This window comes from Mesorhizobium loti (assembly GCF_013170705.1).
Classification (GTDB): Bacteria; Pseudomonadota; Alphaproteobacteria; order Rhizobiales; family Rhizobiaceae; genus Mesorhizobium; species Mesorhizobium loti_D.
The window spans coordinates 1,771,007-1,795,560 of sequence record NZ_CP033334.1 but is presented as its reverse complement, the minus strand read 5'-3'; the positions used below and the strand labels follow the sequence as shown (position 1 = coordinate 1,795,560).

General features: G+C 63.6%; 26 protein-coding genes and 1 tRNA gene. 16 read left to right on the top strand and 11 right to left on the bottom strand.

What is annotated here, in order from left to right; all coding sequences use genetic code 11:
• Window positions 1-24 precede the first annotated feature (24 nt).
• Complete coding sequence (locus EB815_RS08795; protein WP_155772509.1) at window positions 25-699, top strand: hypothetical protein; 675 nt, start codon at window positions 25-27, stop codon at window positions 697-699.
• Window positions 700-814: 115 nt separating this feature from the next.
• Here the strand turns inward: EB815_RS08795 and EB815_RS08790 are convergent.
• A tRNA-Leu gene (locus tag EB815_RS08790) sits at window positions 815-899 on the bottom strand.
• Between the two features lie 18 nt (window positions 900-917).
• Between EB815_RS08790 and EB815_RS08785 the strand changes: the two genes are divergently transcribed.
• The 3 genes from EB815_RS08785 (at window position 918) to EB815_RS08775 (ending at window position 2,355) form a co-directional block, all read left to right on the top strand.
• Window positions 918-1,079 carry a hypothetical protein gene (locus EB815_RS08785; protein WP_155772508.1) on the top strand — a complete coding sequence of 54 codons (162 nt, stop codon included), beginning with the start codon at window positions 918-920 and terminating at the stop codon, window positions 1,077-1,079.
• Window positions 1,080-1,169: 90 nt separating this feature from the next.
• Window positions 1,170-1,757 (top strand): YqaA family protein, encoded by a 588-nt coding sequence (locus tag EB815_RS08780; protein ID WP_056576186.1) that lies wholly within the window; start codon window positions 1,170-1,172, stop codon window positions 1,755-1,757.
• 79 nt (window positions 1,758-1,836) lie between these two features.
• A complete protein-coding gene (locus tag EB815_RS08775) occupies window positions 1,837-2,355 on the top strand; it encodes a disulfide bond formation protein B (protein WP_056576183.1) in 519 nt (172 codons plus the stop codon).
• 189 nt (window positions 2,356-2,544) lie between these two features.
• On the opposite strand, the gene EB815_RS08770 is transcribed toward EB815_RS08775, so the two are convergent.
• Both EB815_RS08770 and EB815_RS08765 read right to left on the bottom strand, forming a co-directional pair.
• Window positions 2,545-3,102: an HNH endonuclease gene (locus EB815_RS08770; RefSeq protein WP_008874122.1), complete on the bottom strand. Its 558-nt coding sequence runs from the start codon at window positions 3,100-3,102 to the stop codon at window positions 2,545-2,547.
• A gap of 128 nt (window positions 3,103-3,230) precedes the next feature.
• A complete protein-coding gene (locus EB815_RS08765; protein WP_056576591.1) occupies window positions 3,231-3,872 on the bottom strand; it encodes a DNA-3-methyladenine glycosylase family protein in 642 nt (213 codons plus the stop codon).
• A gap of 75 nt (window positions 3,873-3,947) precedes the next feature.
• Between EB815_RS08765 and gluQRS the strand changes: the two genes are divergently transcribed.
• Complete coding sequence (gene gluQRS / locus EB815_RS08760; protein ID WP_056576180.1) at window positions 3,948-4,823, top strand: tRNA glutamyl-Q(34) synthetase GluQRS; 876 nt, start codon at window positions 3,948-3,950, stop codon at window positions 4,821-4,823.
• Window positions 4,824-4,968: 145 nt separating this feature from the next.
• The gene (locus EB815_RS08755; protein WP_056576177.1) at window positions 4,969-5,883 is read left to right on the top strand and encodes a DMT family transporter; all 915 of its coding nucleotides are present in this window, start codon (window positions 4,969-4,971) and stop codon (window positions 5,881-5,883) included.
• A 105-nt stretch (window positions 5,884-5,988) separates the two neighbouring features.
• On the opposite strand, the gene EB815_RS08750 is transcribed toward EB815_RS08755, so the two are convergent.
• Window positions 5,989-6,840: a YihY/virulence factor BrkB family protein gene (locus EB815_RS08750; protein WP_056576173.1), complete on the bottom strand. Its 852-nt coding sequence runs from the start codon at window positions 6,838-6,840 to the stop codon at window positions 5,989-5,991.
• A 59-nt stretch (window positions 6,841-6,899) separates the two neighbouring features.
• Here EB815_RS08750 and EB815_RS08745 point away from each other — a divergent pair, with 59 nt between their 5' ends.
• The 7 genes from EB815_RS08745 to EB815_RS08715 all read left to right on the top strand — a co-directional run bounded on the left by EB815_RS08745 (window position 6,900) and on the right by EB815_RS08715 (window position 12,345).
• Window positions 6,900-7,766, top strand: coding sequence for an SDR family oxidoreductase (locus EB815_RS08745; protein WP_081295033.1), 867 nt, complete (start codon window positions 6,900-6,902; stop codon window positions 7,764-7,766).
• 26 nt (window positions 7,767-7,792) lie between these two features.
• Window positions 7,793-7,984 carry a twin transmembrane helix small protein gene (locus tag EB815_RS08740; RefSeq protein WP_056576167.1) on the top strand — a complete coding sequence of 64 codons (192 nt, stop codon included), beginning with the start codon at window positions 7,793-7,795 and terminating at the stop codon, window positions 7,982-7,984.
• 19 nt (window positions 7,985-8,003) lie between these two features.
• Window positions 8,004-8,585 carry a cob(I)yrinic acid a,c-diamide adenosyltransferase gene (locus EB815_RS08735; RefSeq protein ID WP_056576164.1) on the top strand — a complete coding sequence of 194 codons (582 nt, stop codon included), beginning with the start codon at window positions 8,004-8,006 and terminating at the stop codon, window positions 8,583-8,585.
• Between the two features lie 31 nt (window positions 8,586-8,616).
• Window positions 8,617-9,417, top strand: a complete 801-nt coding sequence (locus EB815_RS08730; RefSeq protein WP_056576161.1) for a rhomboid family intramembrane serine protease — start codon at window positions 8,617-8,619, stop codon at window positions 9,415-9,417.
• Window positions 9,418-9,650: 233 nt separating this feature from the next.
• On the top strand, window positions 9,651-10,400 hold the full coding sequence (locus EB815_RS08725; RefSeq protein ID WP_056576157.1) for an electron transfer flavoprotein subunit beta/FixA family protein: 750 nt from the start codon (window positions 9,651-9,653) through the stop codon (window positions 10,398-10,400).
• Between the two features lie 20 nt (window positions 10,401-10,420).
• On the top strand, window positions 10,421-11,350 hold the full coding sequence (locus EB815_RS08720) for an electron transfer flavoprotein subunit alpha/FixB family protein (RefSeq protein ID WP_056576154.1): 930 nt from the start codon (window positions 10,421-10,423) through the stop codon (window positions 11,348-11,350).
• Window positions 11,351-11,466: 116 nt separating this feature from the next.
• Window positions 11,467-12,345: a 3-hydroxybutyryl-CoA dehydrogenase gene (locus EB815_RS08715; RefSeq protein ID WP_015315562.1), complete on the top strand. Its 879-nt coding sequence runs from the start codon at window positions 11,467-11,469 to the stop codon at window positions 12,343-12,345.
• Window positions 12,346-12,369: 24 nt separating this feature from the next.
• Here the strand turns inward: EB815_RS08715 and EB815_RS08710 are convergent, their stop codons facing one another.
• The 3 genes from EB815_RS08710 to EB815_RS08700 all read right to left on the bottom strand — a co-directional run bounded on the left by EB815_RS08710 (window position 12,370) and on the right by EB815_RS08700 (window position 15,705).
• The gene (locus EB815_RS08710; RefSeq protein WP_244494128.1) at window positions 12,370-14,349 is read right to left on the bottom strand and encodes a PAS domain S-box protein; all 1,980 of its coding nucleotides are present in this window, start codon (window positions 14,347-14,349) and stop codon (window positions 12,370-12,372) included.
• A 164-nt stretch (window positions 14,350-14,513) separates the two neighbouring features.
• Window positions 14,514-15,152 carry an NrsF family protein gene (locus EB815_RS08705; RefSeq protein WP_056576147.1) on the bottom strand — a complete coding sequence of 213 codons (639 nt, stop codon included), beginning with the start codon at window positions 15,150-15,152 and terminating at the stop codon, window positions 14,514-14,516.
• 1 nt (window position 15,153) lies between these two features.
• A complete protein-coding gene (locus tag EB815_RS08700) occupies window positions 15,154-15,705 on the bottom strand; it encodes a sigma-70 family RNA polymerase sigma factor (protein WP_056576145.1) in 552 nt (183 codons plus the stop codon).
• Between the two features lie 289 nt (window positions 15,706-15,994).
• On the opposite strand from EB815_RS08700, the gene EB815_RS08695 reads away from it, so the two are divergent.
• The 3 genes from EB815_RS08695 (at window position 15,995) to EB815_RS08685 (ending at window position 19,837) form a co-directional block, all read left to right on the top strand.
• Window positions 15,995-17,002 carry an iron ABC transporter substrate-binding protein gene (locus EB815_RS08695; protein ID WP_056576143.1) on the top strand — a complete coding sequence of 336 codons (1,008 nt, stop codon included), beginning with the start codon at window positions 15,995-15,997 and terminating at the stop codon, window positions 17,000-17,002.
• Between the two features lie 175 nt (window positions 17,003-17,177).
• On the top strand, window positions 17,178-18,758 hold the full coding sequence (locus tag EB815_RS08690) for an ABC transporter permease (RefSeq protein WP_056576140.1): 1,581 nt from the start codon (window positions 17,178-17,180) through the stop codon (window positions 18,756-18,758).
• On the top strand, window positions 18,755-19,837 hold the full coding sequence (locus EB815_RS08685) for an ABC transporter ATP-binding protein (protein WP_056576137.1): 1,083 nt from the start codon (window positions 18,755-18,757) through the stop codon (window positions 19,835-19,837). Before EB815_RS08690 ends, EB815_RS08685 begins: the two co-directional genes overlap by 4 nt.
• 100 nt (window positions 19,838-19,937) lie before the next feature.
• Here EB815_RS08685 and ugpC read toward each other — a convergent pair whose 3' ends face one another.
• From ugpC to EB815_RS08665, 4 genes are all read right to left on the bottom strand, one after another.
• Window positions 19,938-21,038, bottom strand: coding sequence for a sn-glycerol-3-phosphate ABC transporter ATP-binding protein UgpC (gene ugpC, locus EB815_RS08680; RefSeq protein WP_056576134.1), 1,101 nt, complete (start codon window positions 21,036-21,038; stop codon window positions 19,938-19,940).
• A 12-nt stretch (window positions 21,039-21,050) separates the two neighbouring features.
• A complete protein-coding gene (locus tag EB815_RS08675; protein ID WP_056576132.1) occupies window positions 21,051-21,965 on the bottom strand; it encodes an ABC transporter permease subunit in 915 nt (304 codons plus the stop codon).
• 7 nt (window positions 21,966-21,972) lie between these two features.
• Window positions 21,973-22,857 carry a carbohydrate ABC transporter permease gene (locus EB815_RS08670; RefSeq protein WP_056576131.1) on the bottom strand — a complete coding sequence of 295 codons (885 nt, stop codon included), beginning with the start codon at window positions 22,855-22,857 and terminating at the stop codon, window positions 21,973-21,975.
• Between the two features lie 164 nt (window positions 22,858-23,021).
• Window positions 23,022-24,374 (bottom strand): extracellular solute-binding protein, encoded by a 1,353-nt coding sequence (locus EB815_RS08665; protein WP_056576128.1) that lies wholly within the window; start codon window positions 24,372-24,374, stop codon window positions 23,022-23,024.
• Window positions 24,375-24,554 lie beyond the last annotated feature (180 nt).

The window sequence follows — 24,554 nt, the reverse complement described above, 5'->3', positions numbered from 1 at the left end:
ACATCTCGAGGAAAGACCATGCTTTTGCGCACCATCGTCGCCCCATTGGGCGTTTGCTTGTCCATGGCCACATCAGCCTTTGCGGCTGATCTGGTCGAAGCCCCGCCACCGGCAGCGCCGACCTGGACGATTGGAATAGAGGGGAGCCCGGAATTCTACGCCATCAACAATGGCAGCAACACCGCCCGGTCGCTTGCCGACACCTATTTCAAGCTCAGCGTTTCACACAATTTCGACAACAATTTCGTCGGTGGCATCTTTATCCAGCCCACCTTCAAGACCGGTGGAAAATCCCAGTACTACGCCGAAGCCAGCCTCGGCTACAAAATCAAGGTCACGGATGCCTTGACCCTGACCCCCAGCCTGGGGCTCGGCTACACCTGGCACGATACGGGCATCATCAAGGATGCGGATGCCAATGCGAATGTTCCTTACTACGCCCTGTATATCGCGGGCGATTGGAAGGTCTCCAAGCAATGGACCTGGAACGTCTTCAACTTCCGCTACCGCAATGCCTTCAACACCACCTGGGAAACGCCAAAGCTGGCCACCGGATTGACCTACAGCATCGACTCCACCAACGCGGTCTATGCCAGCGTTGGCTATTCCTGGAAGAAGACCGACACCACTTCAGCCCCCTACAACGATCTCGCGGGCGACAAATGGAATATCGCGATCGGCTATAAGCATTCGCTCTGAGCGGACTGGAGAGGGCGCAGGCTGGCACTGAAGCTGGCCTGCGCCCTCAATCCTGTCGGCGGATTTGCCCTGCATTATGGGCAGGCGAGCAATACGATCAGGTCTGAACATGGAATGGTGCCCCTAGCCGGGATCGAACCAGCACTCCTTGCGGAACTCGATTTTGAGTCGAGCGCGTCTACCAATTCCGCCATAGGGGCTCAGGCCGGAGAGCCTGGATGGGCGCGGACTATACGGTCGGAGGCCTGTTCGTCAACTGGCCAATTCTCAGCTGTCCCCGGATGCGACCAACTGCGCCTTTCGATTTCATGGCGGCGCTGCCATTGTGCGGCGCGGAAAATCTTTCTAGACAGGCGGCGCATGAAGCGTGGCGGGTCTGAAGGCACCGACGCGCAAGCCTGGGCCCCTGTTTCGTCCCTGCCATTGTCCCCGGGCGGCTGCGCATTATGGACCATGCATTAGGAGAGCCGATGCTTCGCGGACTGTACGACTGGACCTTGTCGCTGGCGGCCCGCAAATCCGCGGAATGGTGGCTGGCCTTCATCGCTTTCGTCGAAAGCTCTGTGTTCCTGGTGCCGGCCGATGTGCTCTATCTGCCGATGGCGCTGTCGCGGCCGGATCGTGCTTATCGCTATGCGCTGATCGCCACCGCCGCCTCGGTGCTGGGCGGCATTGCCGGCTGGTTCATCGGCCACTACGCCTATGAGGCGGTGGCACGGCCGATCCTCGAATTCTACGGCAAGTATGATGAATTCGAGCAACTGCGCACCTCGTCGGGCATCGGCTTCATCATCCTGATGCTGATCACCTCGGGCGCGGCGCACCTGCCGCCGATCAAGGTGGTGACGATCCTGTCCGGCGTCATCGGCGTCAATCTGGCGCTGTTCATCGTGCTGGCCATCGTGGCGCGCGGCGCCCGTTTCCTGCTGCTGGCCTGGTTGTTGCGCCGCTACGGCGAGTCGATCCGCGAGTTCATCGAAAAGCGCCTTGGCCTGATCGTCGGCGCCGCCGCGGCTGCCCTGATTTTGCTCTATATCCTGATCAAATACGCGCTCTGAGGCCCCGGTCTCAAAACTGGGTGACGGTTTTGAGGAGCAAGCGGACCCGGCGGGTGGCGAACACAACGGACGAAAGCCCATGACAGCGACCATGAATATCGATACCGCACGTCAGCGGACGCGGACCGCCCTTTTTCTCGCCGTCGCCATGGCCGCGACCGTCGGCTCGGCGCTCGGCTTCCAGTATATTGGCGGCTACATCCCCTGCCATCTCTGCCTGGAACAGCGCACCCCCTACTATATCGGCGTGCCGCTGATGGTGCTGGCGGTGATCGCATCGATGCTGCGCGCGCCCGCTTGGCTGACGCGCGGCCTGCTGGGCATTGGCGGTCTCCTGATGCTCTACGGCCTCTATCTCGGCGTCTACCATTCCGGCGTCGAATGGCAGTGGTGGGCCGGCCCGACCGACTGCACGGCGGGCGCCGGCCCGGTCGACACCGGCGGCAAGGGCGTGCTCGACGCGCTCGACAAATTCGTGCCGCCCTCCTGCGACAAGGCGGCTTTGCGCATCCTCGGCCTGTCGCTGGCCGGTTGGAATGCCATCGCCAGCCTCGTCCTGGCCGCTGTCGCCTTCCGGGGTGCGCTGGCCCGCGACTGATCAAATTCGATTGTGCCCCACGGCGCATGGTTCGAGCAAAATTCGGCAGGCTGAGTCGAATGGCGCGGCTTTCGAGAACCGGAGCGGAGCGTACTTAGGTACGTGAGCAAAGTTCAACTGCGACGCAGTAGAACGGGGAAGCACAGAAAGCTGCGTCAAGCGGCCAGCATGGCGGATTTCTGCCGAACTCTATGGTTCGAGTTCGACATCCCAGTAGAGATAATCCATCCAGCTTTCATGCAGATGGTTCGGCGGGAACAGGCGGCCGTTGTTGTGCAGGTCGTGCACCGTCGGCTGGTAAGGCTTCTGCAGCGGCCACATCTTGGCGTGCGCCGGCATCATGCCGCCCTTCCTGAGGTTGCAGGGCGAACAGGCGGCGACGACATTCTCCCAGGTCGTCGCGCCGCCGCGATGGCGCGGGATGACATGGTCGAAGGTCAGATCCTCGGGTGTGCCGCAATACTGGCATTGGAAGCGATCGCGCAGGAACACATTGAAGCGGGTGAAGGCCGGATGCCTGGACGGCTTCACATAGGCCTTCAGGCTGACCACGCTCGGCAGCTTCATGGAGAAGGTCGGCGAAGACACCGCATGCTCGTATTCGGCGACGATGTTCACCCGGTCGAGGAACACCGCCTTGATGGCATCCTGCCAGGACCAGAGCGACAAGGGGTAATAGCTGAGCGGACGGTAATCCGCATTCAGCACCAGTGCTGGAAGCCCATCCGGAGATACGGCGACCGTCACGTGTTTACCTCCTTGGTTCTAGATCCGAACGGCGCGGATACTGTAAGCCCGACATGACAGGGATGTGAAGCGGATTGTCGCTTGCCCAAAGCGTCAAAAACCCCCGATTTTTATGCTTTTTTGCGGATTCAGGATGGCGGCGCGGCGTCCCTGCCCCTGGTTTCGCGATAATAGGACCAGAAAAGCCGCGATGCGACACCTCGCCACGGGCTCCATGATTCGGCCAATGCGATCAATGTTTTCTCCGGCGGACGCGGGTCGATGCCGAGCGCGTGGCCGACCGCCGTTTGCAGCGCGACATCGCGCGCGGGAAAGATGTCGGGGTGCCCGGCGGCAAACAGAAGGTACACTTGCGCCGTCCAGGGACCGATCCCGGGCACCGCGGTCATCGCAGTGATCGCATCGGCCGCGTCGAGCGAACAGAGGTGATTGAGGTCGAGCCCGTCGGCCACGGCCTGGGCAACCGCGATCAGTCCGCGCTGCTTGGGCCGCGACAGGCCGGCCTCGCGAAACATGTCCTCGCCGGCGGCCAGGATCGCCTGCGGCGTCAGCGGATCGACGAGCCTGGTCAGCCGGCCAAAGATCGCATCGGCGCTCGCCCGGGAGACCTGTTGCGAGACGATGATCGAGGCCAGGCTCCTGAACCCTGGCTCCGAAAGCCTGAGCGGCACCTCGCCGGCCATGCCTCGCACCTTTTCCAGGCGCGGATCGATGATGCAAAGCGCATCGAGCCCGCGGGCAATGTCGTCCAGTGTCGCGATGCGTTGCATGGTTTCCTTGTCCTGCAATGTGCCGCAAGGTAGCAACCGCCGAAACAGCAGCACAACCCGATTGCCGCCAGAGACATGACGCTCCTGACATTCCGCTTCGCGCCCAGCCCCAACGGCGAACTGCATCTCGGCCATGCCTATTCGGCGCTGCTCAACCAGGAACTGGCAAAGGCCAGCGGCGGCCGCCTGCTGCTGCGCATCGAGGATATCGACACCACGCGCTGCACGCCGCAATTCGAGGCGGGCGTGCTTGCCGATCTGAAATGGCTGGGGCTTGGCTGGGAAGAGCCGGTGCGCCGCCAGTCCGAGCATTTCGCGGAGTATCGGGCGGTGCTTGACCGGCTGATCCGTGAAGAACTCGTCTATCCCGCCTTCATGAGCCGAGGCGACATCAGGGCCTTCATCGCCGATAGCGAAAGGCGCGGGCGTGACTGGCCGCGCGATCCCGATGGCGTGCCGCTCTATCCCCCAGCAGACAAGGCGCTGCCGGTGAAAGAACGCAAACGGCGCATCGCCGGCAACGAGCCTTTTGCCTGGCGGCTGGATGTCGGCGCCGCCATGACGCGTGTCGGCAGGGATCTCGCCTGGACCGAATTCACCGATGAGACGCTATCCGCGACGCGCCCTGTCGAGGCCCGTCCACAGGATTGGGGCGACGTGATCGTGGCACGGCGCGACATCCCGACCAGCTACCACCTCGCCGTCATTGTCGACGACGCCCTGCAACGCGTCAGCCATGTCGTGCGCGGCCAGGACCTGTTTTCCGCCACCGGCGTGCAGCGCCTGCTGCAGGAATTGCTCGTGCTGCCGCAACCCGCCTATTTCCACCATCGGCTCATCCTCGGGCCGGACGGGCGAAAACTGTCGAAGAGCCTTGGCGACACCGGCCTTGCCAAGCTGCGCGGGGCCGGCGCGACACCTGACGACATCAGGCGGATGATCGGACTTTGACCTCCACGAGGTCGGGAGAACCGCATGCCGGACGCGCCGCCGATTGAATTCCCGTGATGCATGGATCAATCGTTTCGTTTTGCGCGCTGCGTTGAACGGGACTAGAGCATCGCCACGGTCAACTCTCTGCGGCGGTCTCCGGAAAATGCACAGCATCAAGCGGTTCATCCCCGCCACCTTCGTCGTCCTGTGGGCGACCGGCTTCATCGGCGCGCGCTACGCCATGCCATGGGCGGAGCCGTTCACCTTCCTCGCCGCGCGTTTCGTCATCGCCGCCATCCTGCTGGCTACCCTGATGCCGGTGCTGGGCTCGAAGCGAGCCACCCGCAAGGAGGCGCTGCACGCCACCGGCGCCGGCGTGCTCATGCATGGCGTCTATCTCGGCGCCGTCTTCTGGGCCATCCACAGGGGCATGCCGGCAGGGTTTTCAGCCCTGATCGTCGGCCTGCAACCGCTGATCACGGCAGTGCTTGCCGGCAAGTTCCTCGGCGAGGCAATCCTGCCGCGCCACTGGCTTGGCCTGGGCATTGGCCTGATCGGCATCGTCATCGTGCTGTGGCCAAAACTTGGGGCGCTTGGCGGCGGCGTCACCGCCGCGACCCTGACCGCCTCGTTGGTCTCGGTGCTCGGCATGAGCGCCGGCACCATCTGGCAGAAGCGTTTCGCTTCCGGCGGCGACCTCGTGGCCGCCACCATGTGGCAATATGTCGGCGGCGCCTCGCTGATGATCCTCGCCGCGCTTGCTTTCGAGACGCACACCGTCGTCATCAACGGCGAACTGATCTTCGCCATGGCCTGGCTCGTACTGGTGCTGTCGCTCGGCGCCATCTTCCTGTTGATGGTGATGATCCGCGACGGCGAGATGTCGAAGGTCGCCTCGCTGTTCTACCTCGTCCCGGCGGTAACGGCGGTCATCGCCTGGGCGTTGTTCGACGAGCAGCTCAACGCGCTGCAGATCGTCGGCATGGCCATCACGACTTTCGGCGTTGGCCTGGCAACGGCGCGGCAGACCAGGGGAAGCATTGCAGGCAAGGGAGGAATTGAGGAATTGAGGAATTGAGGAATTGAGGAATTGAGGAAAAAGCACGCCACGCCGGATATGGCCACTTTTCTTCACTTCCTCAATTCTCCAGCTCTTCAATTCCTCAATCCGACCGGCACCGCCTCATCCCACCCGGGCACGCGCCTCCAGATAACGGCTGATCGCGGCGTTGAGCTCGCCGCCAAGGATGAAGATCGCCGAGACGATGTAGAGGAAGACCACCGCGATCATGATCGAGGCCAGCCCGGCATAGGTCGTCACATAGGACGAGAAATGGTCGAGATAAGTGGCGAACATCGTCGAGCCGATGAGCCACGCCGCCAGTGTGAAGACGATGCCCGGCACCAGCGAGACGAAGCGGCGCTTGCCGGCCGGCAGCCAGTAGTGCACGGCAAACAGCCCGCCGATGATGACGGTTGAGGCGATGACGTAGCGCCACAGCGTGATCGTGCCGGTATAGGGCTTGATCCACTCGAAATGGGCTTCCGCCAGCCGCGCCAGCAAGGGCGCGAACACCAGGAGCACGCTGATGGCAAGGAACCCGGCGGTGGCGATCAGCACGAAGAAGATGCTCTGCACACGACGGTAGATGATGCCGCGCGTCTCGGTGACGCGATAGGCCCGGTTGAGCGACGTGCGCAGCGCCTCGATGCCGTTCGAGGCAAAGTAGGCGGCAAGCAGCACGCCATAGGTCAGCAGGTCGGTGCGCCGGACGGTCAGCACGTTCAGCACCTCATGCGCGATCGGCTTGGCGATCTGATCGGGCCAGGTGTCGAAGACCAGGTGCACGGCCGTGTCGGCAAAGGCCTCGGCGCCAAGGAAGCTGCCCAGCGTCGTGGCGAAGATCAGGAACGGAAACAGCGCCATCAGCGAAGTGATCGCCAGATGGCTGGCCATAGCCCAGCCGTCATCGGTGTTGAAATGGCCGAGAGCGTCGTAGAGCACGCGGCGCAGGGCGACAATATTCCGCAGCAAAAACGCGCGCTCCCCTTCGATTGTCTAGACGCCGCGAATATGGGAAGTGAATGCGGCAAATGGCAACCCTTCGTCAAACCACGAATTCTCCAGCGGCGGAGTTGCGCACCGTCATCGTCACCGGCGCGTCTTCAGGGATAGGCGCCTATTGCGCCCGCGCGTTGAAGGCCGAGGGCTGGCGGGTGTTCGCGACGGCGCGCAAGCCGGAAGACATCGCCGCCCTCGAAGCGGACGGCATCGAGGCTTTTTACCTCGACTACGGCGAACCGGATTCCATCGCCGTCCTGGTGACTTCAGTGCTCCAACGCACCGGCGGCCGGCTCGACGCCCTGTTCAACAATGGCGCCTACGCGCAGGCCGGTGCGGTCGAGGACCTGTCGGTGGCCGCGCTCAAGGAGCAGTTCGAGGTCAATTTCTTCGGCTGGCACGATCTGACCCGCCGTCTGGTGCCGGTGATGCGCCACCAGGGTCACGGCCGCATTGTCCATTGCTCGTCGATACTCGGCCTCGTGCCGGTGCGCTTTCGCGGCGCCTATTCGGCGTCGAAACATGCGCTCGAGGCGCTGATGCTCTGCCAGCGCCAGGAACTGGAAGGCAGCGGCATCCATGTTTCGCTCATCGAGCCGGGGCCGGTGAAATCGAAGATCGCCAGCAACGGCCTGCCCTGGTTCCTGAAAAACATCGATATCGAGAATTCCGTGCACAGTGCGGACTATGCCGCGCAGCTGGAACGGCTGCGGGCCGGCGGCAGCCAATCGACGCTGAAGCCTGGGCCGGAGGTGGTCCACAAGGTTCTGCGCCATGCACTTCTGTCGCGGCGCCCGCGCCCGCACTATGTGGTAACAGTGCCGGCCAGGATCGGCGTTGTATTCAAGCGCATCCTGCCGGCATCGATGCTCTACCGCCTGATGGCCAAACGCGCCTGAACGCGAAAACAACTGGAAACGCAACAATGGCAACCGTCTTCAATATCCTCGCCATTCTGGTCATGGCCGCCGTGGTGATCGTGCTGATCCGGGGCCTCGTCAACATGATGCGCGGCGGTACCGGCGTCACCTCGAACAAGCTGATGCAGGCACGCGTCATGCTGCAGGCCGTGGCGCTGGTGCTGATCCTGCTTGCGGTGTATTTCACCCGCAAATGAGGACCGTTCGGGAGGCGATGTGGTCAAGCTCAACAAGATCTACACCCGCACCGGCGATGACGGCACGACAGGACTCGGTACCGGGGAACGGCGGCTGAAATCCGACCTGCGGGTGGATGCCTACGGTACGGTCGACGAGGCCAATGCCTGCATCGGCGTTGCCCGTGTCCACACGGCAGTGAGCCACCCGGCGATCGATGCCATGCTTTCGCGCATCCAGAATGATCTGTTCGACCTCGGCGCTGACCTTGCCGTACCCGACGACGGCAAGCCGCTGGGATATGAGCCTTTGCGGATCACGCCCGTGCAGACCGACCGGGTCGAAAAGGACATCGACCTCCTCAACAAGGATCTGCAGCCGCTCAAATCCTTCGTGCTCAACGGCGGCACGCCGGCTGCCGCTGCCCTGCATCTTGCCCGCACCGTGGTACGGCGGGCCGAACGGCTGATGGTGGCGCTGGCTCAAGATCCGGCCGAGCATGTCAACCGCGACGGGCTGAAATACATCAACCGCGTCTCGGACTTCCTGTTTGTCGCCGCCCGGGCGGTCAATGACAATGGAAATGCCGACGTGCTATGGGTTCCTGGCAAGAACCGCTGAACGGACCGAAAGCGGGAGGGGCCAGACACGCATGTTCATCCCGCTTTACGACACCAACAGGCTGCGCCACATCCGCCTGCAATATGTGACGATCGGCCTGATCGTGGTCAACGCGCTGGTCTATTGCGCCACCGCGCTCGGCGGCGAGAATTTCACCAACGCCGCCGTGCTTGGCCTTGGCTTCATCCCGTCAGTCGTCCATGACACGGCCGAACTCGACCCTCGCTTTGTCATCATCCCCGAAAGCCTGAGCTACCTCACCTATTCCTTCCTGCATGCCGACATCTTCCACCTTGGTGGCAACATGCTGTTCCTGTGGGTGTTCGGCGACAATGTCGAGGATGCCCTCGGTCACATCCGCTACCTCATTTTCTATCTCCTGTGCGCCGTCGCCGGCGCCGCCTTCCAGAGCTTCGTCGCCTGGGACTCGCAGGTGCCGCTGATCGGCGCCTCCGGCGCCATCGCCGGCGTGGTCGTCGCCTACCTGATCCTCTATCCCAGGGTGAAGGTCTGGGTGCTTGCCTTTGCCCGCATACCACTGCGCATTCCGGCCTTCATCCCGCTTATCCTGTGGGTGCTGTTCCAGGTCTTCATGTTCGCCGCTGGCGGCGAGGATCAGATTTCCTGGGCCTGCCACATCGGCGGCATCATTGCAGGCGCGGTGCTGGTGCTTGTCCTGCGCAGCCGCGGCGTACCGCTTTTTGCCGGCGCCGATGAGGATACAGTGGTTCCCACTCCCGACCAGCCGACGGTTGCCGCTCGGCCAGCGGCGCCCGAACCGCCCGCCACCACGGCGCGCTGGGGCCGGGGAAACCCTTCTGGCCCAAACTGAACCGATTTGAGCCGCTTTCAGCGTATTGACGTCAAGGGTTGCCCCAACTACGGAAACGTCTCCGTCCGAGCCCAGGGCTGTTAAGGAGCAGTCAAGACGGGCAAAGACCAGAATTTCCATCCGGCCAGAATTCCGTCTGGCCGGAATTCAGTCAGGAATGTCGGCTTTCGACAACTCAGAAAGGGCGCAGGCTGTTATAGCGCGCCCAACTAGCGTGAAGAGGTGACAGGCAAATGAAGATCCTTGTGCCCGTGAAGCGGGTTGTGGATGCGAACGTCAAGGTTCGCGTGAAGGCTGATGGTTCGGCGGTTGAGCTCGCCAACGTCAAGATGGCGATGAACCCGTTCGACGAGATCGCGGTGGAAGAGGCCATCCGGCTGAAGGAAGCCGGTAAGGCCGAGGAGATCATCGTCGTCTCGATCGGCCCGCAGCAGGCGCAGGAGACGCTCCGCACCGCGCTCGCCATGGGCGCCGACCGCGCCATCCTGGTCAAGACCGACGAACAGACCGAGCCGCTCGGCGTCGCCAAGGTGCTGAAGGGCGTCGTAGAGGCCGAACAGCCCGGCCTCGTCATCCTCGGCAAGCAGGCGATCGACGACGATTCCAACCAGACCGGCCAGATGCTGGCGGCACTGCTCGGCTGGGCGCAAGGCACCTTCGCCTCCAAGCTCGTGCTCGACGGCGACAAGGCCAAGGTGACGCGCGAAGTCGACGGCGGCCTGCAGACGGTGGAACTGAAGATGCCGGCGATCGTCACCGCCGACCTTCGCCTCAACCAGCCGCGCTACGCCTCGCTGCCCAACATCATGAAGGCCAAGAAGAAGCAGCTCGACGAGAAATCGCCGGCCGACTACGGCGCCGACGTCAAGCCGCGCCTCAAGGTCATCAAGACCGAGGAGCCGGGCGGCCGCAAGGCGGGCGTCAAGGTCAAGAGCGTCGCCGAACTGGTCGACAAGCTCAAGAATGAAGCCGGCGTGCTCTGAGATCGGAAGGAACAGATAAAATGGCAATTCTCCTTATCGCGGAACACGACAACGCCACCCTTTCCGACCAGACCGCCAAGGCGCTGTCGGCGGCCCTGCAGATCGGTTCGGACGTGCATGTGCTGGTGGCCGGCAAGGGCGCCAAGGGCGCTGCCGACGCCGCCGCCAAATTGAAGGGCGTGAGCAAGGTGCTGCTCGCCGAAGCCGACGAACTCGCCGAGCGCCTCGCCGAACCGACGGCAGCCCTCGTCGTATCGCTGGCTGGCGCTTACGACACCATCATCGCCCCGGCGACCTCGTCGGGCAAGAATGTCGCGCCCCGCGTCGCGGCGCTGCTCGACGTCGCGCAGGTCTCCGAGATCATCGAAGTGGTCTCGCCCGACACATTCAAGCGTCCAATCTACGCCGGCAACGCCATCCAGACGGTGCAGTCGACCGACGCCAAGAAAGTCATCACCGTGCGCACCGCCTCCTTCCAGGCGGCGCCCGAGGGCGGCTCTGCCGCTGTCGAGACCGTCAAGGCGGCCGCCAATCCGGGCCTGTCCTCCTTCGTCGAGAACAGACTCTCGGAGACCGATCGTCCTGAACTGACCTCTGCCAAGATCATCATCTCGGGCGGCCGCGCGCTCGGCTCGTCGGAGAAGTTCCAGGAGGTCATCCTGCCGGTAGCCGACAAGCTCGGCGCCGCGGTCGGCGCATCGCGCGCCGCCGTCGATGCCGGCTATGCGCCGAACGACTGGCAGGTCGGCCAGACCGGCAAGGTCGTCGCCCCCGATCTCTACATCGCGGTCGGCATCTCCGGCGCCATCCAGCACCTCGCCGGCATGAAGGATTCCAAGGTCATCGTCGCCATCAACAAGGACGAGGAGGCCCCGATCTTCCAGGTTGCCGACTATGGCCTCGTCGGCGACCTCTTCGTCATTCTGCCGGAGTTGCAGAAGGCGCTTTGACGCTCTCTGGCAAAGCGTATTAAATGCTTGGGGTGGGGTAGACGAAGTCGCCCCGCCCTTTTAGTTTGCACCGCACAAAAAGCAGGCTGCAAAGGCCTTTTGACGGGATCGGTGTAATGAGCAAGATCGAGACGATCGGCATCATCGGCGCGGGCCAGATGGGTGGGGGTATCGCCCATGTCTCCGCGCTTTCGGGCTACAAGGTGCTGATCTACGATATATCGCCCGACCGCATCGAGAAGGGCATCGCCACCATCAGCGGCAACATGGCCCGCCAGGTGGGCTCCGGCAAGCTCGATGAGAAGCTGCGCAACCAGGCAATGGCGCGCATTGCCTCGGCACCGACGATGGCGGATCTCGCCGGCGCCGATCTGGTGATCGAGGCGGCAACCGAGGACGAGACCGTCAAGCGCAAGATCTACGCGCAGCTCTGTCCGCAGCTCAATCCCGAAGCCATCCTGGCGACCAACACCTCGTCGATCTCGATCACCCGACTTGCCGCGCAGACCGACCGGCCGGAGCGTTTCATCGGCATACACTTCATGAACCCGGTGCCGCTGATGAAGCTGGTCGAACTGGTGCGCGGCATCGCCACCGAGGACCAGACCTTCGAGGCGGCGAAGACCTATGTGAAGCAGCTCGACAAGACGATCACGGTCTCGGAGGACTTCCCGGCCTTCATCGTCAACCGCATCCTGCTGCCGATGATCAACGAGGCGATCTACACGCTCTATGAGGGTGTCGGCTCGGTCGACGCCATCGACACCGCAATGCGGCTCGGCGCCAACCATCCGATGGGGCCGCTGCAACTGGCCGATTTCATCGGCCTCGACACCTGCCTGTCGATCATGCAGGTGCTGCATGACGGCCTGTCGGATTCGAAGTACCGCCCCTGCCCGTTGCTGGTGAAATATGTCGAGGCGGGCTGGCTCGGCCGCAAGACCGGGCGTGGCTTCTACGACTATCGCGGCGAGCATCCCGTTCCGACGCGCTAGCCTGACGTTTCGGCCGGCCGCCGCTCACGACGCCGCGGCGAGCGGCTTGGGCGCTGCCGATCCGTGGTCGGCAATACTGCCGTCCGGCGCCACGCAGACGCATCCGCGGCCGGCGGCCTTGGCCGCATAGCAGGCCGCATCGGCCCTTGCGATGATCTCATCGGCTTCGCCGCAATCGGCATTGATCGCCGCCAGCCCGATACTGGCGCCGATCGCGTGCGGCCGGCCATCCCAGGTGAAGTTCAGGCCGGCTATCGCATCGATGATGGAGCGCGCCGCGATCCTGGCACCGGCGGTCGAACCCGATTTCAGGATGACGGCGAATTCGTCGCCCCCAAGGCGCGAGACGATGTCCTCGGGACCAAGCACGCCGCGCACGGCTTCGGCGACCCGCTTCAGCAAGGCGTCTCCGGCGGCGTGACCACCCGTGTCGTTGACCAGCTTGAAATGGTCGAGGTCGATGAACATGAACTGATGGCCACCCCCGGCCGTCGTGCCGTCCTTGCGTGACTGCTCGACCAGTTCCTCCATCGTTCGGATGAAGCTCGAGCGATTGGCAAGGCCGGTCAATGCGTCATGTGCCGCGGCGTGGGCAAGCTGGCGCTGCAGCGCGCGCGCATCGGTGAAGTCCTGGAAGACGATGACCAGCCCGCAGAATTCATTGCGCTCGTTCATGATTGGCGACACGACCTGGCGGATGCTGCAACGCGTGTTGTCGCGGCGGACCAACACGGCGCGGCTGTTCTGGTCGGCGGGAGCCTCCCCGCCGATCGCCGGCCGCGTCACGCCGATCCTGTGACCCGTCTCCTCGTCGACCGCCCAATAGACATGGCCGAGCGTCTTGCCGAGAGCCGCCTCGCCGGAAACGCCGGTCAGTTTCTCGGCAACCGGGTTCATGAAGGTGACGCGGTTCGCCGCATCGGTGCAGATAACGGCATCGCCGATCGACTGCAGCGTCACCCGCAGCCGCTCCTTCTCATCGGCCAGCATTGCCGCCGACACGGTCAGGCGCTCCTCGATCTCCTTGCGCCGGGTGATGTCGGTCAAGCTGCCGATGGCCCTGATCAGACGCCCGTCCTCGTCGCGCTCGATGGCTTTGCCGCGATCGAGTATCCAGATCCAGCGGCCGTCCTTGTGGCGCATCCTGAATTCGGCTTCGAAGAATGGCGTCTTGCCGTCAAGGTGGGCACGATCCGCTTCGGCGACGGTCTCGCGGTCGTCGGGATGGATCATGGTCAGCCAGCGGTCGGGATCGCCATCAAGCTCGCCCTCATCGAACCCCAGCATCTTGACCCAGGTCGAGGAATAGGTTGTGCCGCCCTTGCGCATGTCGAGGTCCCACACGCCCTGACCGGCGCCGGCGAGCGCGAAATTCCAGCGCGTCTCAGCCTCGGCGATGCGCGCCTCGGCCTGCTTGCGCGCGTCGATGTCCTCGATCTGCGAGACGAGATAGAGCGGACAACCGCTTTTCTCGTCACGAATGACGGAGCCGGCGAGATGCGCCCAGACCGGCGTGCCGTCCTTGCGCAGGTAGCGCTTCTCGAAGTGGAACGCATGGGCGGTCCCGGCTTTCAAATCCTCCATCGTTTCGCGGCCGATCTGCAGATCGTCGGGATGCGTGATCTGGAAAAAGGTCAGCGCCTCGATTTCTTCGCGGCTGTAGCCAAGCATGGTCGCGAAGGCCGGATTGGTTTCGAGTATGCGCCCGTCCAGCGCGACAATGGCGATGCCGATCACCGAATCCTGCATCGCCCGGCGAAAGCGCTGCTCTCCCTCCGCCATCTGTCGTCGATCTTCCGAGATGCGACCGATGAAAAGATAGGCGAAGAAAAGCGCGCAAACTGTCACCGCTACCGATATCTGAAGACAAAGTCTGAGCGCTTCGGCGCCAAGGTCCAGCCTGGACAGCACAAGGGAGGCCGACATCACGCCAAAACCGGCCACAAGCAGCGCCAGCGCTGGATGCTTGTAGGCTCCCGGCCCGATCATTCCTCGCAAAGTCACGATCCGTACCACCCCCGTGGGCAATCGCTTTTTCCCGCTAAAACCCTGAAGGATCGATTTTAAGGAAAGGTTGCCCCGGGGCGTTGGCGACATGGACAACCGGCAAACAATTGCCGGCATGATTAAGGATCGGTATGCGCTATGGGGTGGTCGCAGGTATCCTGCTACCAGCGCACGAAGAACCGCCCGCCGAGCGCGCCAAGCAAGGCGAGCGCGGCGATCGCGATCGTGTACCAGGTGGCGACGAACAGCGGCGAATCGTCGAAGCAGTGCGCGGCGTAGAAGGTCGCCGCCAGTCCACCGGCAAGTAGGCCCGCGACAGCGCCGGCAAGCACCGGCCGCGTCGGCGCGCCGTAGCGCAGCATCCACAGGAAGATCGCCAGCGGGCCAATGCCGATCAGCGGAATGAAGCTCATGCAGATCATCATGTTGGAACCGACCATGCGCGTGCCCCACAACGCCTCCGGCACCATGAAGAGCTCCAGAACCACGGCCACGGCCACCAGCAGAGGCGCGGCCAACATCCCTGCCATCGCCCGACCCGTCGACGCACCCGGCGTCGACAAAGCGCGGATCAGGGCGAAGGCGCTGACGGCCAGCACGATGGTGAAAACGAATTTCGACAGGAAGCGCATCGTATGCGCGGCCACCATGAAGTCGGGGCGCGGGCCGATCGTCAGCAGGAAAACGACGGCCGCGATGACAATGGCCGCACCGGCAGCCAGCCACCAGGCCGAGCGCAACGGCATCGCCTTGCTGCTTGCATCGGCGTCGAGCGCCTTGATGAGATCCTCGGTCCTCATGTCATTCCCGCCCAAATCGCCCTTGCCCAAATCGCTTGGCTATGGCGGCAAGCCCGCGATGCAGCGACACACGCACCGCCGTCTCGCTGATGCCGAACTTCGCTGCCGTCTCGCCGATCGAGCGGCCTTCCACCGATACGGCCGAGACCACGGAACGCTGTGCCGGCGGCAGCCCGTCAAGGGCACGGTTGATGTCGCGCTCACTGACGGTTTCGGTTTCCGGTTCGGCGAAGGTCTCGGCGATATCGTCGACATCGATCTCGATGCGCCGACCGCGCCGCCGGAACGCGTCGATCAGCTTGAAGCGGGCGATCGCATAGACCCAGGGCAGGACCGGTGCGTCCTGGCGCCAGGTATGCCGTTTCACATGAATGGCCAGCAAGGTTTCCTGCACGACATCCTCGGGATCGACCCCGCCCTGCACGATCTTGCGCCTCACAAAACCGCGGATCAGTGCGGCAATCCGGTGGAGAAAGTCGGCATAGGCCTTTTCATCTCCCGCGATCGCGGCCCGCAACAGCCGGGAAAGCTCGGCCTCGTCCTTGCCGCTCACAAGAGTTCACTCCCCGGTTTTCGCACCTCGGCGCAGATTTGTTACGTGGCCGGCGAAATAATGTCCAAGCCAAACTATGGGCAAGTCACGAAAGTTTGCGAGGCGGCCCATGAATTCCATGTCGATGGCTGTATCCCGGAGCCACGGCCACCGGGCCACCTATCGGGTGGCATGTCGTCTCGGTGCCGCGAAGCGCAAAACCGTGATGAACGGAATTCAATCTTGACTAGTGCATTCATGAATTGATACTCGGTCGCATCCGCAGCGCGGACAACCCGAGGAGTACCCCATGAAATCGCCCCTTCTTGCCCTTGCCGGTGTCGCCGCATTTGCAATCAGCCTGGCTGCCGGTCCGGCAATGGCCGAGGATGCGGGCATCATCGTCTACAACGCCCAGCATGAAAGTCTGGCCAAGGAATGGGCCGAAGGTTTCACCAAGGAAACCGGCATCAAGGTCACGCTGCGCAATGGCGGCGACAGCGACTTCTCCAACCAGATCGTCGCCGAGGGTGCCGCCTCGCCCGCCGACGTGTTCCTCACCGAAAACTCGCCGGCCATGGTGCTGGTCGAGAATGCCGGCCTGTTCGCGCCGGTCGACGCCGACACGCTGGCTCAGGTGCCGCAGGACTATCAGGCGGCCAGCGGCAAATGGGTGGGCGTGGCCGCGCGCAGCACCGTCTTTGCCTACAACACCACCAAACTCAAGGCCGACCAGTTGCCCAAGTCGCTGCTCGACCTTGCCGACCCGAGCTGGAAGGGCCGCTGGGCGGCATCGCCCTCGGGCGCCGATTTCCAGGCCATCGTCAGTGCGCTGCTGCAGCTCAAGGGCGAGGCCGCCACGGCGGACTGGCTGAAGGCGATGAAGGATAACTTCACCGCCTACAAGGGCAACAGCACCGTGATGAAGGCGGTCAATGCCGGCGAGATCGAAGGCGGCGTGATCTACCACTATTACTACTTTGGCGATCAGGCCAAGACCGGCGAGAACAGCAAGAACGTCGCGCTGCACTATTTCAAGAACCAGGATCCGGGCGCTTTCGTCTCGGTCTCCGGCGGCGGCGTGCTCGCCTCGAGCAAGCATCCGAAGGAAGCCCAGGCTTTCCTGAAGTGGGTGACGGCCAAGGGCGGCCAGGAAGTGCTGAAGAACGGAACCTCCTTCGAATACGCGGTCGGCAAGGGCACGGAATCCAATCCGAAACTGGTGCCGCTGGCCGATCTGCAGGCACCGAAGGTCGACGCCGCGACGCTGAACTCCAAGAAGGTCACCGACCTGATGACGGCAGCCGGCTTGCTTTAGTTGCTGTTCGTCCTAATAAGGACAGACCGACCGAGCTCCCGCGGGACTTCGCCTTCCGCGGGAGCGTTTTGTTTTTCGAGATGGCATTCGTCGATGACGACACGCTGCGTTCCTGACCGCGATCGTGGTCCCTCTATTGCCGCCACCGCACCCCAACCGTGTGGTGTCTGAGCCGATGCAGCCCGCGGTCCATCTCGCGCGCGCTGGCTTGCCGCCGACGATGCGCCGAAACGCGCGGCGGCGGGCGGCACCCTGGCTTGTCACCGCCGCTCTTCTGGTCTCGCTGCTCGCCCTTCTGCCGCTCGCCTTCATCATCTGGACCGCGGTGCAGACGGGCTGGGAAACCGTTTCGGCGCTGGTCTTTCGGCCTCGCGTCGGCGAACTGTTGGTCAACACCACCCTGCTGGTCCTGCTGGCAGTGCCGATCGCCATCGTGCTGTCTGTCGCGCTGGCCTGGCTGACCGAGCGCAGTGACCTGCCTGGCGCCAGGCTTTGGGCCTGGCTGTGCGTGGCGCCGCTTGCCATTCCGGCTTTCGTGCACTCCTATGCCTGGATCACCATGGTTCCCGGGCTGCACGGCCTGTGGGCCGGCGTACTGGTGTCCGTGATCGCCTATTTCCCCTTCCTGTATCTGCCCGTATCGGCGGCGCTGCGCCGCCTCGACCCCGCCCTGGAGGACGCGGCCTCAGCCCTTGGCCTCGGGCCTTGGCGCGTGTTCTGGCGTGTCGTGGTGCCGCAACTCAGGCTGGCCATCTGCGGCGGCTCGCTGCTGGTCGGACTGCATCTGCTGGCCGAATATGGCCTCTACGTCTTCATCCGCTTCGATACCTTCACCACGGCGATCGTCGACCAGTTCCAGTCGACCTTCAACGGCCCCGCCGCCAACATGCTGGCCGGCGTGCTGGTGACCTGCTGCTTCGTGCTTCTGGGCCTCGAAGTGCTGGTGCGCGGAGAAGAGCGCTACGCCCGCGTCGGCTCCGGCGCGGCGCGCCACCAGCAACGCATGCGCCTCGGCCGCGCCACCATCCCGAGCCTGGCCTTGCTTGCCGTCACCACGTTGCTGGCGCTTGGCGTGCCGTTCGTGACCATCGGCCGCTGGCTCATCGCCGGCGGCGCCGAAGTCTGGCGTCTCGACGAGATAAGCCTGGCACTGGGCCAGACGCTGTTCCTGTCGCTTGCCGGGGCCTTGCTTGCCACCGTCGCCGCCATGCCGATGGCCTGGATCTCGATCCGCGCGCCGGGACCGTTGCAGCGCCTGCTTGAAGGGTGCAACTACATCGTCGGCTCGCTGCCGGGTGTCGTCATCGCGCTGGCGCTGGTCACCATCACCGTGCGTATCGCCCTGCCGCTTTATCAGACGCTGTTCACCATCCTGGTCGCCTATGCACTCATGTTCCTGCCGCGCGCGCTGGTCAGCCTGCGCGCCTCGATCGCCCAGGCCCCGGTCGAGCTCGAGCGCGCCGCGTCCAGCCTCGGCAGGCCGCCGCTCAACGCGCTGTGGTCGACGACCATCCGCCTGTCGGCGCCCGGCGCCGCGGCCGGCATGGCGCTGGTGGCGCTCGGCATCATGAACGAGCTGACCGCGACCCAGATGCTGGCGCCAAACGGCACCCGCACGCTGGCGATGGCGTTCTGGTCCTACAGCGGCGAGATCGATTACGCCTCGGCGGCACCTTACGCCTTCATCATGGTGGCGATGTCGCTGCCTCTGACATGGCTGCTCTATGTCCAGTCGAAACGGATGGCGGGACGATGAGCTTCCTCGAAATCAGCGGCCTGAAAAAGCATTACGGCCCGGTCGCGGCCCTTGCCGGCATCGACCTCGATGTCGCCAGCGGCAGCCGGACCGCGATCGTCGGCCCCTCCGGCTGCGGCAAGACGACCTTGCTGCGGCTGATCGCGGGCTTCGAGGCACCGGACCAGGGCCGTATCATGCTCGACGGCAAGGTGCTGGCCAATGGCGGCGCCGCCGTCCCGGCACATCGCCGCGGCATCGGCGTGGTGGCACAGGACGGTGCCCTGTTCCCGCACCTGACCATATTGGACAATATCGGTTTCGGCATGGACCGGGGCGAGGACAAGCGCGCCGAGCGCATCGTCGAGCTCGCCTACATCGTGGGGCTGGACAAGGCGATCCTCAAGCGCCGCCCGCACGAACTTTCAGGCGGCCAGCAGCAGCGTGTGGCGCTGGCCCGCGCCATGGCGATGAAGCCGCGGCTGATGCTGCTGGACGAGCCGTTCTCGGCACTCGACACCGGCCTGCGCGCCTCGATGCGCAAGGCGGTGGCCGAGCTTCTGGAGGCGGCCGGCATCACCACCATCCTGGTGACGCACGACCAGGCCGAGGCGCTGTCCTTCGCCAGCCAGGTGGCGGTGATGCGCGACGGCATATTCTCGCAGGTCGGCACGCCGCGCGATCTCTACCTCAAGCCGAAGGACAGGATGATCGCGGAGTTCCTCGGCGATGCCATCATCCTGCCGGCGAGCATCTCGGGCGGCTTCGCCAGCTCGCCGCTTGGCCGCATCGCCGTCGACACTTCGGACAGCCGCGATGTCGCCCGCATCATGCTGCGGCCGGAGCAGATCGGGCTGAAACGGACGTCGCGCGAAGGCATGTCAGGCACGCCGGACATGTTGTTCGGCGAGGTGACGGAATCGGAATTCGCCGGCGCGACGTGCACGATCGCGGTGCGGCTCCTGAACAACGCCGATCCGCCGGACGCCGCCGCGATAGGCAACACGCCGCTGATCCTGCGCAAATCCGGTATGGACGCGCCGGCCGTCGGCGAGATCGTGCGGCTCACCGTGTCGGGAAAGGCGCATGTGTTCGCCTGAAGCGCGACGGCACCGCCGGCGCGCAATGGACAGTTCAGGCGGCGATGCGTTCGCGGGTATCGGCTGACCAGATCGGCCACTGCTCGAGGAGGCCTGAAGATCAGAGCGCCGGTTCGGGCACGGACGCCTTGAAGACATCGAGGCGGCTTCCCGTCTCCGACGAGAAGAAATGCATGTCCTCGGGCAAGATCTTCAAGCCAACAGCACTGCCGGGCTCGGGGCGGACCGCCTCGGACGTCATCACCGAAAACGGCGCGCCGTCGAGATCGACATGGATCACCCTCCCCGCGCCCAATTCCTCGACCAGGTCCACGGTGGCGTCGAGCGCGCCGGCCGTGCCCGGTGCCACCAGCCGTACGGCTTCCGGCCGGATGCCCATCGCCACCTTCGTGCCGACCGGCAGGCCGGCGCGAGCGATAGCCAGGCGCCGTCCGCCGCCAAGCAGCGACAGCCCGTCGAGCTCGACCGTGCCTTCCAGAATGTTCATCGCCGGCGCGCCGACAAAGGTGGCGACGAAGCGGCTGGCCGGGCGGGTGTAGATTTCACCCGGTGTGCCGACCTGTTCGACGCGTCCGCCATTCATCACCACCAGCCGGTCGGCGAGCGTCATCGCCTCGACCTGATCGTGCGTGACGAAGACGGAGGTGGCGTTCAGGCGGCGATGCAGCTTGCGGATTTCCGAGCGCATCTGCACGCGCAGCTTGGCGTCGAGATTGGACAGCGGTTCGTCGAACAGGAACACCTTCGGTTCGCGGATCATCGCGCGGCCCATGGCGACGCGCTGACGCTGGCCGCCGGAAAGCGCCATCGGCTTGCGGTCGAGCAGATGTTCAAGCTCCAAAGTGCGGGCAACCGCCTGGATCCGCTGCGTGCGTTCGGCCGAGGGCACACCGGCGACCTTGAGCGAATAGCCGATGTTCTGGGCGACGCTCATATGCGGATAGAGGGCGTAGTTCTGGAACACCATGGCGCAGCCGCGCTCGCGTGGCTCCAGCTTGTTGACGACAGTGCCGTCGATCGCGATCTCGCCGCCGGAAATCTCTTCCAGCCCGGCGATCATGCGTAGCAGCGTGGACTTGCCGCAGCCGGACGGTCCGAGGATGACGACGAATTCGCCGGAGGCGAAGTCGAGGTCGACACCGTGCACGACCTGCGTCCTGGCATAGTTCTTCTTGACGCCGCGTATTGCGATGGAGGCCATTTTTGTCTCCTCTTATTTCTCGGTGGCGATCAGACCGCGCACGAACCAGCGCTGCATCAGCACCACGACGATCAGCGGCGGCAGCATGACGATCAGCGTCCCCGCCATGGCGATGTTCCATTCCGGAATGCCGCCGACATTGGGGATCAGTTGCTTGAGCTCGGTGACCGCCGTGGCGTGCGACTGGTCGGTGGTGATGAGCAGGGGCCAAAGATACTGGTTCCAGGCCCATAGGAACATGATGGTGCCAAGTGCCGCCATGTTGTTGCGCGACAGCGGCAACAGGATATCGATGAAGAACCGCAGTGCCCCCGCGCCGTCCATGCGCGCCGCCTCGGTCAGTTCATCCGGCACCGTCAGGAAGAACTGCCGGTAGAGAAACGTGCCGGTGGCCGTCGCGATCAGCGGCATGATCAGCCCGGTATAGGAATTGAGCAGCCCGAGACTGAGCGAGACCTGCACGCCCGACACCTTCTCGATCAGCCAGCTCAGGCCGGTCACGTCCAGAATCGCCTGATAGGGCGACAGCACATTGGCAACGACCGCGTAGGTCGGCACGATGCGCACCTCCAGCGGCAGCATCAACGTCACGAAGATCAGCCAGAAGATGAAGTTGCGCCCGGGATAGCGGAAATAGACGATCGAGAAGGCGGTGAGCGCCGAGATGATCACCTTGCCGGCGGCGACACCTGCCGCCATGATGAAGCTATTGAGCAGCTTGGGGCCGAGGTCTGCCGTCGTCCAGGCGGTCTTGATATTGACCCAGAAGTCGCTGCCCGGCAGCAGCGACATCGGCACGTCGTTGACATCCCTGAGATTGTGCGACGCGGCGATCGCAACGACCACGAACGGCGCGATGCAGAAGACGAAGCCGATGAACAGGATCAGGTGCGTGAAGAAATTGAGGAACGGAGTGCGCTCGACCATGGCGATCTCACCTGTAATGCACGCGCCGCTCGATGAAGCGGAACTGGAAGATGGTGAGCACGATGATAAGCAGCATCAGGATAATGCTCTGCGCGGCGGCGCCCGAATAATCGAGGCCTTTGAAGCCGTCTGAATAGATCTTGTAGACCATCAGATTGGTGGCGTTCGCCGGGCCGCCAGCGGTCATGATGTCGACGATGCCGAACGAATCCTGGAAGCTTTCGGTGATGTTGATGACCAGCAGGAAGAAGATCGTCGGCGTGATTAGCGGGAACTGGATGTCCCGGAAACGCCTGATGACACCGGAACCGTCCATCGCGGCGGCCTCGATCAGCGAACGCGGGATGGCCTGGAAGGCGGCCAGGAAGAAGATGAAGTTGTAACCGACATATTTCCACGAGAAGGCGACGATGATCGAAGCCATGGCGTCGGCGCCGTCGAGGCCGGGATCCCAGAAGCCGGGCCAGACCCGGTTGACCACGGCCATGAAGCCGGCTTCCGGCGCCAGGATGAAGCGGAACGCCATCGCCAGCGCCGGCGCGGCGATGCCATAGGGCCAGATCAGCACCACGCGATAGAGACGCGAGCCGGCGAGTTGCCGATCGGTCAGGGCCGCGAGCACCAGCGCGATGAACATTGCAAGCCCGGTGCTGATCCCGGCAAAAATCAGGCTGGCGGTGATGGAGTTCCAGTAATCGGCGTTGGACAGGATCGAACGGAAATTGTCGAGCCCGACCCAGATGTTGCCGCCGCCCCAGGGTTGCTGCAGCGTCAGCGACCAGTAAACGGCCTGGCCGGCGGGCCAATAGAAGAACGTGAAGATCAGGAGGAGCTGCGGCACCGCGAAAAGGATGCCGATCGTCCATTTGCCGAAAGTGACGCGTTTTTCCATCGATCCGCCGATGCCGTTGAACCGCCGGTCCGCTTTCCCGGCGGAAGACTACTGCATGTCTCCGAAACGGATCCCGGTTTCGGGATAAGGGCATGCGTAAATCAAAACTTGTACGAAATGGCCGTCCGTCGAGTCCCGACGGACGGCCGCTCCGCTATCCGGGATTAGGGCAGGGTCTTGCCCGGATAGGTCTGCTGGAAGCGGTCGAGGATGGCATCGCCATTCTTGACCAACGTATCGAGGCCCTCCTGGACGCTGACCTTGTTGGCGAAGATCGCCTGCATCTGCGTACCGAACTCGGCGCGGATCTGGGTGAAATTGCCCAGGCGCACACCGCGGGTGATTTCGGTCGGTTCGGAAGCGGTCAGGCTGGCGATCGCGACTTCACGGCCCTTGTAGGGAGCCTTGTCGTAGAACCCGCTCGACTTCATGTAGTCGAAGCCCGACTTTGTCACCGGGATGTAGCCGGTGTTGGTCGACCAGAACAAGGCGGTCTTGGGGTCGTGGATGAAGTTGAGGAACGCGGCCGCGCCCTTGTATTCCGCATCCGACTTGCCCGAGAGAACCCACAGGGAGGCGCCGCCGACGAGCGAATTCTTGCGCTCGGTGCCAGCATAGACGGGCAGCTCGGCGACATCCCAGTTCATGCCTTCCTTCTGCGTCTTGCCGACGGTGCCATGGTCGCCGACCGAGGTCAGGATGACCTGGCAGGTGCCCGAGGCGAAGGCCTGGACCATGTCCTGGCCAAGATCCTTGGACTTGATCTTGATGAGACCGGCGTCATACCACTTCTTGAGATCGGTGACGTACTGGACGAATTTGGTCTTGTTGACTTCCAGGCGCGCGTCGAGGCCGTCATAGCCGTTGCTCTTGGTGGCGATCGGCTGGTTGTGCAGCGCCGAGAACTGTTCCATCAGCTGCCAGCTTTCGTTGGCCGAGATGTTGATCGCCATCGGGCATTCGTAGCCGGCTTCCTTCATCGCCTTGAGATCGGCGCCGACATCTTCCCAGGTCTTCGGCGCCTCGGTCTTGCCGATCTTGGCGAAGGCATCCTTGTTCCAGTACATCAGCGCGGTCGAGGAATTGAACGGGAAGGACAGCATCTCGCCCTTCGACGTCGCGTAGTAGCGCGCGATGCCGGGGAAATAGTCCGCGTAGTCGATCTTGTAGCCGTTTTCTTCCATCAGCTTGTCGGCGGGCTTGTAGGCGCCGGACAGCATCATGGTGGCGGTGCCGACATCATAGACCTGGACGACGGCCGGCTGCTTGCCGGCGCGGAAGGCGGCAATGGTGTTCTGCAGCGTGGCGTCGTAGTTGCCCTGACTGGTGCAGACGACTTCATAGTCCTTCTGCGACTCGTTGAAATTCTTGCACAGCGTGTCGACGACGCGGGCGAGGTCGCCCGAAAGGCCGAACCAGAAATCGAATTTTACCGGCTCCGCAAAGGCAGGCATCGCCAGCGCGGTGCTGAGTGCACCTGCGGCAAGGGCAGCAAGGCCCCGCTTGATCATGGTCATGGTTTTTCCCTCTTGAGTGGCTGGTGACAAGGGTCTTGCGCAAGTCCTTGCCCGCTCTCTTAGAGAAGGTATGTGACAGTTCTGCTGTGGCGTTCAGGCCTTTGCACGGCTGCTCGCTGCTCTCCCTCGGCGGCTTGACCGGCATCAAAACGTCGCACCGGCGCCTTGGATAGCTAGGGC